Origin of the sequence: Segeticoccus rhizosphaerae, assembly GCF_009192725.1 — a bacterium.
Taxonomy (GTDB): domain Bacteria; phylum Actinomycetota; class Actinomycetes; order Actinomycetales; family Dermatophilaceae; genus Segeticoccus; species Segeticoccus rhizosphaerae.
The window spans coordinates 1-10,565 of record NZ_VOHR01000115.1 but is presented as its reverse complement, the minus strand read 5'-3'; the positions used below and the strand labels follow the sequence as shown (position 1 = coordinate 10,565).

Here is a 10,565-nt window from a genome sequence, read left to right as displayed (position 1 = left end):
CCCGGTGTCATCTCCCGGCCCGCCGGCAGGCGTCCGGGCGGACCGTCCCGGCGCCCCCAGCCCGACCCCATGCTGTAGCCGAGCGGCCGCGCCCGCGGCTCGACACGGCATACCAGGACGTGGCCGTCGCCCTCAGCGAGGTGCGGCGGCCACGTTTGTCGTCGGCCGGTGGCGGGTAATTCCTAGGGCTGCACCGCGCTGCAGAGGGAGAGGCCCATGACGTCGCCGGCAGAGGAACCCGTCGAGCAGGGTGGAGAAGTTCCCGTCGTCCCCAACCCGGTGCTGCGCAGGGCGGTCGGCGCCTCGATGATCGGCAACGCGACCGAGTGGTACGACTACGGCGTCTACGCCTACCTGGTCGTGGAGCTCACGCACAACTTCTTCCCCGGGAAGTACGGCCAGCTGGCCACGCTCCTGGTGTATGCCGTGTCGTTCGTCCTGCGTCCGCTCGGCGGCGTCGTCTGGGGCCCGATCGGCGACCGGATCGGCCGCAACAAGGTCATGGCGATGACCATCATCCTGATGGCGCTCGGCACGTTCTTCGTCGGCGTGATCCCGAGCTACGACTCGATCGGCATCTGGGCGCCGGTGCTGCTCATCTTCCTGCGCGTGGTGCAGGGCTTCTCGACCGGTGGTGAATACGGCGGGGCCGCCACCTTCATGGCGGAGTACGCCCCCGACGAGAAGCGCGGATTCTGGGGGTCCTTCCTCGAGTTCGGCACGCTGGCCGGCTTCAGCGGTGGCATCGTCATCACCCTGATCCTGCGAGCCGTCCTCAGCGATGACGCCATGACGTCGTGGGGGTGGCGGATCCCGTTCCTCATCGGCCTGCCCCTCGGCCTGGTCGGTCTCTACCTGCGCACCAGGATGGAGGACACGCCGGTCTTCCGCCGGTTGCAGGAGAAGCAGGAGGTCGAGCTCGAGGCAACAGGCGCGCTGAAGGACCTGTTCCGCCTCTACTGGCGTCCGATCATCCACCTGTTCGGCCTGGTCATCGCCCTGAACATCGCGGACTACACGCTGCTCACCTACATGCCGACCTACATGCACGCGACGCTCGGCATATCCCAGACCAATGCGGACATCGTGGTGCTCATCGGTCAGCTGATCATGATGGGACTGATCTGGATCGCGGGGGCGACCTCCGACCGCGTCGGGCGAAAACCGTTGTGGTGGTTCTCACTGATCGGGCTGTTCATCGTCGCCACGCCCTGCTTCTGGCTGATGTCAAAGGGATTCGGCTGGGCGATCGTCGGGTTCACCGTGATGGGTCTGATCTTCCTGCCGCAGCTCGGGACGATCTCGGCTACCTTCCCCGCGATGTTCCCGGCCCACGTGCGCTATGCGGGGATGGCGATCAGCTACAACGTCGCGACGGCGGCCTTCGGTGGGACCGCGGCCTTCGTCAACGACGCGTTGGTCGGCGCGACCGGGAACCACCTGATGCCGGCGTTCTACATGATGGCCGCGATGGTCATCGGGATGATCGCGCTCGTCGGGGTCCCGGAGACGGCAGGGCTTTCCATCCATGGTCGCCGGGTGCCGGGGGTGGCCGACGAGGACCAGCCCGGCATCCACAACCTGTCCACCTGACGGCATCGGCGCCGTGCGACCGAGGGACCGGCCGCACGGCGCCGATCAGGCAGCCGTGCCGATGCTCAGCTCGTGACGGCCTCGACGGCGTCGCGCCAGATCGAGGCGGCCTCCTGGACGTCCTCGGACTTCACGACCAGGGCCGGGATGAAGCGCACCACCTGGCTCCAGGGCCCGCAGGTGAGCAGCAGCAGACCGCGCTTGGCGGCCTCCTGCTGGGCCGCGGCAGCCGTCCTGCCGTCCGGGTTGCCGTTGGCGTCGCGGAACTCGTTGCCGATCAACAGCCCCAGACCGCGGACGTCGGTGATCTGCTTGTGGTCGGCCGCAACCGCCGCGAGGGCCTGCTTGAGCTCCGCGCCGCGCTCCGCCGAGTTCTCGACCAGCTTCTCGTCCCTGATGACGTCCATGGTGGCCAGGGCGGCTGCGCACGCGACGGCGTTGGCGCCATACGTGCCGCCCTGCGATCCGGGCCAGGCCTTGTCCATCAGCGCGGAGGACGCGGCGATGCCCGAGAGTGGGAATCCAGACGCAAGGCCCTTGGCGGTGACCAGCACGTCGGCCTTGATGTCGAAGTGCTCGCCGCCCCAGAACTTGCCGGTGCGGCCCCAGCCGGTCTGCACCTCGTCGACCACGAGCAGGATGCCGTGCTTGTCGGCGCGCTCGCGCAGTCCGGCGAAGAAGCGCTCGTTGCCGGGCACGTAGCCGCCCTCACCCAGCACCGGTTCGACGACGAACGCCGCTGTGTCGTTGGGCGCGCTGAGGGTCTGCAGCACGTAGTCGAGCTGCTTGAGCGCGAAGTCGGTTACCTCCTCCTGCGGCCAGCCGAAGTGGCCCGGGTCGGGGAACGGCGAGACGTAGACCCCGGCCATGAGCGGCGCGAAGCCGGACCGGAACTTGGTGCCCGACGACGTCATCGACGCAGCGGCCACCGTGCGGCCGTGGAACCCACCGTGGAACACGATGATGTTGGGCCGACCGGTCGCCTGGCGGGTGAGACGCAATGCCGCCTCGATCGCCTCGGAGCCGGAGTTGGCGAAGAACGTGCGGTCCATCCCGGCCGGCAGCACCTCGCCCATCCGCTCCGCGAGCGTGAGCAGCGGCCGGTGCATCACCGTGGTGTACTGCCCGTGGATCAGCGTGCCGACCTGCTTCTGCGCGGCCTCGACGACGCGCGGGTGGCAGTGCCCGGTGCTGGTGACCCCGATGCCCGCGGTGAAGTCGAGATAGCGACGGTCGTCCTCGTCATACAGGTAGACGCCCTCGCCGCGTGCGGCGATGACCCCCGTTGCCTGCTTCAGGATCTGCGAGAGCTCAGCCACCTGTCCTCCTCTGGTAGATTGTTGACAATCACACTAGGAACGTGAGCCGCCAAAGTCAACGCGGACGTATGTCGCTGCTCACCGTAGGCTGGAAACGCACCAACACACACACCCTGACGAGATCCACAGCAACGAGGAGGCGAGATGGTCAGCACCGGGACCCCGGACACCACGAGCACGCAGGAGGCCGTCGTCCAGGCGGTCCCGAAGCAGCTGTTCATCGACGGGGGGTGGGTCGATGCCGAGGGTGGGAAGAGGTTCGATGTGCTCGACCCGTCCACCGGAGAGGTGCTCTGCTCGGTCGCGGACGCGAGCCCTGCCGACGGGCGCAAGGCCCTCGATGCCGCGGTCGCCGCGCAGGCCTCCTTCGCCGCCACCTCGCCCCGCGAGCGCGCCGACATGCTGATGAGGGCGTTCGACCTGCTGCACGAGCGGATCGACGACCTGGCCCGGCTGATGACGCTGGAGATGGGCAAGCCGCTGGCCGAGGCGAAGGGTGAGATCTCCTACGCGGCCGAGTTCCTGCGTCACTTCGCCGGCGAGGCCGTGCGCATCAACGGTGGTTACCAGGTCGCGCCGGCAGGTGGCTCGCGCTTCCTCGTGACGCGGCAGCCGGTCGGGCCGTGCCTGCTGATCACCCCGTGGAACTTCCCGATGGCCATGGGCACCCGCAAGATCGGGCCGGCCATCGCGGCGGGCTGCACGTCGGTGATCAAGCCTGCCCACCAGACACCGCTGTCGATGCTGGCCTTCATCGACATCCTCCGCGAGGCGGGCGTGCCGGACGGCGTGGTCAACTGCGTGACCGCGATGGACTCCGGTGGCGTGATGGAGCCGCTGATCCGGTCGGGGCTGGCGCGCAAGCTGTCCTTCACCGGCTCGACCAAGGTCGGCAAGATCCTGCTCGAGCAGTGTGCCGAGCACGTGCTGCGCACCTCGATGGAGCTCGGCGGCAACGCGCCGTTCATCGTCTTCGAGGACGCCGACCTCGACGAGGCGGTCCAGGGCGCGATGGCGGCGAAGATGCGCAACATGGGGGAGGCCTGCACGGCCGCCAACCGGATCTACGTGCACGAGAGCGTGATCGACGACTTCGGCAAGCGGCTGGCGGAGACCATGGCCGGCCTGACGGTGGGCCGCGGGGTCGACGAGGGCACCACGGTCGGACCCCTCATCGACGACGCCGCCCAGAACAAGGTGAGCGAGCTCGTGGCCGACGCGGTCGAGCGCGGCGCCGAGCTGCTGACCGGTGGGCAGACGCCTGACGGCGCGGGCTACTTCTACCCGCCGACGGTGCTGACCGGCGTCTCCAAGGACGCCCGGATGGCCACCGAGGAGATCTTCGGCCCGGTGGCACCCCTCACCCCGTTCAGCGAAGAGGAGGAGGCGATCAAGGCGGCCAACGACACCGAGTTCGGCCTGGTGGCCTACGTCTACACCAACGATCTGCGTCGCTCGCTGCGCGTCGCCGAAGCGCTTGAGAGCGGCATGGTCGGCCTCAACCAGGGTGTGGTCTCCAACCCGGCAGCACCGTTCGGCGGGGTCAAGCAGTCGGGGCTCGGCCGTGAGGGCGGCCCGACCGGCATCGACGAGTTCCTCGAGACGAAGTACATCGGCATCACCATGTGAGCCCCCGCGGCCGAGCCGCTCCACCTGACCGGACACCGCTGCGCTCGCGCAGGCGGTGTCCGGTCAGGAGGCGGGGGTCGCTACCGCTGTCGTGAGACGCCGGACCGCGTCCTCCATGTGTGCGATGAGCAGCCGGTCGGTGAGGGCGGTGTCGCCGGCGCCGAGCGCCTCGGCGATGTCGCGGTGCTCCGCGACCCGGTCGTCGGAGAAGCGGTAGCTCTCCTCCAGGGCGGTGATGCACATCCGGGTCTCGGTCAGCAGCGTCTCGTGGATGCGCGACAGCCGGGTGCTGTGCGCGTGCGAGACGAGGGTCTGGTGGAAGGTCATGTCGGCCTCGGTCATCCGCGAACGCTGCTTGCGGGCGCTGGCGTTGACCATGGTGTCCACGACCGAGAGGAGGGCCTCGCTCGCGTCTGCTGGGTCGCGCTGCATGATCTGCTCCGCGGCCGCGCGCTCGATGGCGCTCCGCGCGACGTACATGTCACGGACGTTCTCCGGTGTCATCTGGATCACGAAAAGTCCGCGGTTGCGGATCGAGATGAGCAGTCCTTCCTGGGTGAGGCGCTGCATGCCCTCCCGGAGGGGGCCGCGACTCACGCCGAGCTCGCGAGCCAGCTCGGCCTCATACAGCTGCGTGCCCGCGGGCAGCTCACCGTGGCCGATTGCCAGACGCAGCTTCTCGGCGATGATGCTGGGGGTCGACTTCTGCACCAGCGGCTCGATGAAGCCCCGGGTGGTCATCGGAAAAGGCTTCCCATCTCCGGGAGCTCGGGCACAGGCCCCAAGAGTCGCAGACCCTCCCAGATGGTCACCTGGTTGGCCGTGAGGACTGGTATGCCGGCCGCTTCCTCGAGCGCGTCCAGCTGGCCGAGCGTGTGCATCGCCGTGTCGGGGACGAGCACGGCGTCGGCTCCCTCACGGTCGGCCCCGCGGACGAGGCCGACGACCTGGTCGTCGGCGAGCGTGCCCACCTCGGCCGCGGTGTAGATGCCGTGGCTGCCCATGGCCGTGACCTCGAAACCGCCGTCCTGGAGGAACCCGACGAAGCGCTGCGCCACGTCCTCAGGATATGAGGCGGCCACCGAGACCCGTTGGAGACCAACCGACTTCAGCGCCTCGACGAAGGCGATCGATGTCGAGGAGGTGGGTAGTCCCACCAGGTGGGACAGCTCGTCGACCTGCTTGCGTGCTCCGTCCCAGCCGAAGACGAAGCTGCCGGAGGTGCACGCCCACATCACCGAGTCGGGGCTCTGCTCGAGCAGCTGCCGAGCGCCCTCTGCCAACCGGGTGGGGCCACCGAGGTCGAGCAGTGCGCCGACCTCGTGGGCGTCCTCACCGACGGAGGTGTGCACGAGGGGCAGCCGGAGGGCGCCGTCCAGCCGTTTCTCCAGCATCGGGAAGTCGTCTTCCGCGCTGTGCCCGGGGTAGAGCAGACCGACGGTCGGTGGGGTGTTGCGGTGTCCAGTGCTCATGAGAACCTCGTGGTGGTTTCTTTGGCAAAAGCCGAGACAACGTGTGCGCAGTCCGTGAGGATTGTTGACAATAGTACAGGCCAACATTACGTTTCACGATGACGGCACGGCATCTTTTGCGCGATCTGACCCTGGTCGCCGTCGTCGTCCCAGAGGATCGGAGTGGGCATGACCAGCGAGATCTCCCGAAGGACCCTGATGCGCAGCGCCGGAGCAGCCGGCCTGATCGTCCCGGCCGCGATGCTGATGACTGCGTGCAGCTCCACCGAGAAGCCGGCCTCCGTCGGCGAGGGCGGCACGGGCAGTGCGGCGGCCGGTGGAGGCGACGATCTGCTCGCCAAGGGCAAGAAGCAGGGCTACCTGCGGGTCGGCATCGCCAACGAGCCGCCCTACACGAAGGTCACCGCCGACGGGAAGGTCACCGGCTGCGAGCCGGACGTCTTCCGGGCCGTCGTGAAGTCGATGGGCATCCCGGACGTCCAGGGCATCATCACGCCGTACAACGGCATGATCCCCGGCCTGAAGGCGAACCGCTGGGACGCCATCACCGCGGGCTTGTTCATGAAGCAGTCCCGCTGCGCGGAGGTGAACTACTCCGAGCCGGTGATCGTCTCCACCGAGTCGTTCGGTGTGCCCGAGGGCAACCCCAAGCACATCACCACGGTCAAGTCGGTGCTCGACAACAAGGACCTCAAGATCGTCGTGCTTCCCGGTGGCTTCGAGGAGGGAATCCTCAAGACCGCCAAGGTGCCGGACAGCCAGATGATCCGAATCAACAACAACCGCAGCGGCGTCGAGGCGGTGCTCGCCGGCCGTGCCGACGCGTTCTTCCTGCCGACCCTGTCGCTACGAGCCCTGGCGAAGACCGAGAAGGGGCTGGAGGTCACCGCCCCGGTCGAGGACGCACCCAAGACCGGTTCCGGTGCGGCGTTCCGGCAGAGTGACGAGTCGTTCCTCACCGAGTACAACAAGCACCTCGCCAAGCTCAAGGACGGCCCGGAGTTCGCCAAGATCCTCGACAAGTGGGGCTTCGACCCCGACGCGGTCAAGGGCGTCACCGCCAAGGAACTCTGCAAGAACCCGGGCTGAGCCATGCTCGAAGCAGGTTGCTTCACCACAGAAGGGTGAGAGCCGGTGCCTACTGACTTCTGGGACCCTGCCTTCTGGTCATACACCACGCCCTTGCTCTGGAAGGGCCTGCAGTACACCCTGCTCATCACCGTGCTCGGTATCGCCGTGGCACTGGTCACGGCCTTCGTCGCCGGCCTCGGGAGGTTGTCCGAACACCGGCCGGCCCGGTGGATCTCCCTCGGCTTCATCGAGGTGTTCCGGGGCACGTCGCTCGTGGCGCAGTTGTTCTTCTTCTTTTACGCCCTGCCCCAGTTCGGAGTGCAGCTGTCTCCCATCGCCGCCGGCGTCATCGCCCTCGGGCTCAACGAGGGGGCCTATGCCGCGGAGATCGTGCGGGGCTCGATCCAAGGCCGCACGGCCGGGCAGAACGAGGCCTGCATCGCGCTCAACATGGGCAAGACCCTGCGGATGCGCCGGGTCCTCATCCCACAATCGGTCCCCACGATGCTGCCCTCCTTCGGCAACGTCATGGTCGACCTCCTGAAGAACAGTTCGCTGGTCTCCTTCATCACGGTCACCGAGCTCACCACCATGGCTCAGTTCATCCGCAACGACATGGGGCGCACCGCGACGGTCTTCCTCCTGGTCCTCGTCATCTACTTCATCCTGTCGCAGGTCCTGGCGCTCCTCAGCAGGTTCCTCGAGCAGCACTTCGCGATCGACAAGACCCGTCGGTCGATCTTCCGAGGCACGCGACGGCTCGACCCGGTCGGGGGTGGGATCGGATGATGGGCTCCACCCTCGCCGCAGCAGGCGGCCAGACCTGGGACAGTGCGTTCGCCAAGTCGCTGATCCCGACGATGCTGGAGGGGCTCTGGACGACCATCCAGATCACCCTCGCAGGCATGGCGATCGCCCTGGTCGTGGGCCTGGTCGTGGCCATCATCCGACGGTCGAAGATCCCGGTGATCTCGCAGCTGTTCGGCTTCTACGTGCAGTTCGTCCGAGGCACCCCCCTGTTGATCCAGGCCTACTTCGCCTACATCCTGCTGCCTGACTACGGCCTCACGTTGAGCCCCCTGGTGACCGGCATCATCGTCCTCGGTATCAACTACAGCGCCTATACCGCGGAGGTCTACCGGGCGGGAGTCGAGGACGTACCCGTCGGCCAGTGGGAAGCAGCGACCGCGCTGTCTCTGCCCATCCAGCGCACCTGGGGCAGGATCGTGCTTCCGCAGGCCCTCCGCTCGGTCACGCCAGTTCTTGGCAACTATCTGATCCAGATGTTCAAGGACTCCGCAGTTCTCTTTGCCATCAGCGTCTACGAGCTGATGGGACACGTCGACACGATCGGGTCCGACACCTACCGCTACCTCGAACCGGTCACGATCGCGGCCGCGCTGTACCTGATCGTGAGCCTCATCTCTTCCCAGTTCGTCCGACTCCTGGAGCGTCGCCTTGTCCTCTCCCGCTGACCAGCCCGTCCCGGCCGGGGTCTCGACAACCGGTCCTCGTGCCACCTCCGACTCGATGATCTCGTTCCGCGGCGTGAGCAAGTCGTGGGGTGACAACCACGTGCTCCGCTCGCTCGACTTCGAGGTCGCTCCCGGTGAGAAGGTCTGCATCATCGGGCCCTCCGGGTCGGGCAAGACCACCATCCTGCGCATCCTGATGACGCTCGAGACCCCCGACGAGGGCCTGGTCGTCGTCAACGGCGGCACGCTCTGGGACGTGAAGAAGGGGGGACACGCGAAGGAGACAAAGGAGATGAAGGCCACCCGCCGCAACGTCGGCATGGTCTTCCAGTCCTTCAACCTGTTCCCCCACATGACCGCCCTCGAGAACGTGATGGAGGCCCCGGTCAAGGTCCTCAAGCTGGACAAGCAGGAGGCGCACCAGCGCGCGGTCGAGCTGCTGGGCATGGTCGGGTTGTCCGACCACCTAAACCACAAGCCGGGCCGGCTCTCCGGCGGCCAGCAGCAGCGGGTTGCGATCGCGCGGGCCATGGCGATGCGGCCGACGGTCATGCTCTTCGACGAACCGACCTCGGCCCTCGACCCCGAGCTGATCGGTGAGGTGCTCGAGGTGATCCGCGAGCTCGCGACCGGCACCGACATGACGATGCTGATGGTGACGCACGAAATGCGCTTCGCCGAGGAGATCTCCGACCGCGTCGTGATGTTCGACAAGGGCGTCGTGGTCGAGAAGGGCCCGCCCGCCCAGATCTTCAAGAGTCCAGAGCATGAACGCACCCGGAAGTTCCTGCGCGCCGTGTTGGACTATTAGCGGGTGACCGCACCAGCACCCGTCCGCGCCGTCGAGTTCGACGTGGGCGCCCTCGAGGCGACCCTGCGTGCACAGCTTCGTGGGCGCGTCTCGTCCGACCCCGGCACGCGAGCGCTGTATGCCGTTGACGCGTCGTTGTACCGCGTCCCGCCCGAGCTGGTGGTCGTCCCCGTAGACCGTGAGGACCTCGCTGCCGCAGCACAGCTCACCGCCGACGCCGGGGCGCCGGTCGTGCTCCGGGGCGGTGGCACCTCGATGGCCGGCAATGTGATCGGCGGGGTCGTCATCGACGGGTCCCGACACGTCAACCGCATCCTTGATCTCGATCCCGCCGCTCGGACCGCTGTCGTCGAGCCCGGGGTCGTCCTGAGCGACCTGCAGGCTGCAGCCGGCCGGCACGGCCTCGCCTTCGGCGCCGATCCCTCATCCGGCACGCGGGCGACGTTGGGCGGCATGATCGCCAACAATGCCTGTGGCGCCCACTCGGTCGCCTGGGGCACGACGGCCGACAACGTCCGTGCACTGGACGTGGTGCTCACGGGCGGTGACCGGCTGAGCCTGTATGCCGCACGGCCGGAGGAGGACCCGGCGGCCCGCGCGGCGTGGCTGTCCGACCGTCCCGGCCGCGAGGGCGAGATCAACCGCGGTCTGCTGGCCCTTGCGCGGGAGAACAAGCTGGTCATCGGGCGCCGGTTCGGCCAGTTCTCGCGGCAGATCTCCGGATATGCGCTCCACCGGCTGTTGCCGGAGCACGGGCACGACGTCGCCCGCCTCCTCTGCGGGTCGGAGGGCACTCTCGCCACGACCCTGACGGCGACCCTGGGCCTCACGCCGCTCCCCGCGGCAAAGGTGTTGCTGGCTCTAGGCTTTCCCGACGCCCCCAGCGCGGCCGACGCGGTGCCTCACCTGCTGCCCCACCGACCGCTGACCATCGAGTCGGTCAGCGCCACGTTGGTCGACCGTCTGCCCGACCACGTGCGGCGCGCCGCGCAGGCGGCCGGGTTGCCCGACGGCAAGACGTGGCTGCTGGTCGAGGTGGGCGGCGAGAGCATCGAGACCGCCGAGTGTGCCGGACGCGCCATGGCCGACGAGCTGCGCGACGCCCGCCTCGACGTGTCGTCGTCGCTCGTGCGCGATCCCGCGGCACAGGCCGTGCTCTGGCGCTGCCGCCGTGACGGCACCGGGCTCGCGACCC

10 protein-coding genes are annotated in these 10,565 nt (G+C 68.0%); 7 read left to right on the top strand and 3 right to left on the bottom strand.

Annotated elements, in window-relative coordinates; translation table 11 throughout:
- Positions 1-216: 216 nt before the first annotated feature.
- Complete coding sequence (locus tag FRW57_RS11020) at positions 217-1,593, top strand: MFS transporter (protein ID WP_152186002.1); 1,377 nt, start codon at positions 217-219, stop codon at positions 1,591-1,593.
- Between the two features lie 65 nt (positions 1,594-1,658).
- Here the strand turns inward: FRW57_RS11020 and FRW57_RS11015 are convergent, their stop codons facing one another.
- Positions 1,659-2,912 (bottom strand): aspartate aminotransferase family protein, encoded by a 1,254-nt coding sequence (locus FRW57_RS11015; RefSeq protein WP_137122681.1) that lies wholly within the window; start codon positions 2,910-2,912, stop codon positions 1,659-1,661.
- Positions 2,913-3,056: 144 nt separating this feature from the next.
- Between FRW57_RS11015 and FRW57_RS11010 the strand changes: the two genes are divergently transcribed.
- Positions 3,057-4,541 carry an NAD-dependent succinate-semialdehyde dehydrogenase gene (locus tag FRW57_RS11010; protein ID WP_137122680.1) on the top strand — a complete coding sequence of 495 codons (1,485 nt, stop codon included), beginning with the start codon at positions 3,057-3,059 and terminating at the stop codon, positions 4,539-4,541.
- A 63-nt stretch (positions 4,542-4,604) separates the two neighbouring features.
- Here the strand turns inward: FRW57_RS11010 and FRW57_RS11005 are convergent, their stop codons facing one another.
- Positions 4,605-5,282: a GntR family transcriptional regulator gene (locus FRW57_RS11005; protein ID WP_137122679.1), complete on the bottom strand. Its 678-nt coding sequence runs from the start codon at positions 5,280-5,282 to the stop codon at positions 4,605-4,607.
- On the bottom strand, positions 5,279-6,013 hold the full coding sequence (locus FRW57_RS11000) for a maleate cis-trans isomerase family protein (protein WP_137122678.1): 735 nt from the start codon (positions 6,011-6,013) through the stop codon (positions 5,279-5,281). The genes FRW57_RS11005 and FRW57_RS11000 overlap by 4 nt, the downstream gene beginning before the upstream one ends.
- Before the next feature lie 168 nt (positions 6,014-6,181).
- On the opposite strand from FRW57_RS11000, the gene ehuB reads away from it, so the two are divergent.
- The 5 genes from ehuB to FRW57_RS10975 all read left to right on the top strand — a co-directional run.
- Positions 6,182-7,102, top strand: coding sequence for an ectoine/hydroxyectoine ABC transporter substrate-binding protein EhuB (gene ehuB / locus FRW57_RS10995; RefSeq protein ID WP_137122677.1), 921 nt, complete (start codon positions 6,182-6,184; stop codon positions 7,100-7,102).
- 45 nt (positions 7,103-7,147) lie between these two features.
- Positions 7,148-7,873, top strand: coding sequence for an ectoine/hydroxyectoine ABC transporter permease subunit EhuC (gene ehuC, locus FRW57_RS10990; protein ID WP_137122676.1), 726 nt, complete (start codon positions 7,148-7,150; stop codon positions 7,871-7,873).
- Positions 7,870-8,559, top strand: coding sequence for an ectoine/hydroxyectoine ABC transporter permease subunit EhuD (ehuD, locus tag FRW57_RS10985; RefSeq protein ID WP_238384797.1), 690 nt, complete (start codon positions 7,870-7,872; stop codon positions 8,557-8,559). The genes ehuC and ehuD overlap by 4 nt, the downstream gene beginning before the upstream one ends.
- Before the next feature lie 55 nt (positions 8,560-8,614).
- Positions 8,615-9,370, top strand: a complete 756-nt coding sequence (gene ehuA / locus FRW57_RS10980) for an ectoine/hydroxyectoine ABC transporter ATP-binding protein EhuA (protein ID WP_137122707.1) — start codon at positions 8,615-8,617, stop codon at positions 9,368-9,370.
- Positions 9,371-9,373: 3 nt separating this feature from the next.
- Positions 9,374-10,565: FAD-binding oxidoreductase (locus FRW57_RS10975; RefSeq protein WP_152186001.1), on the top strand; the 1,192-nt coding region annotated here is incomplete at its 3' end.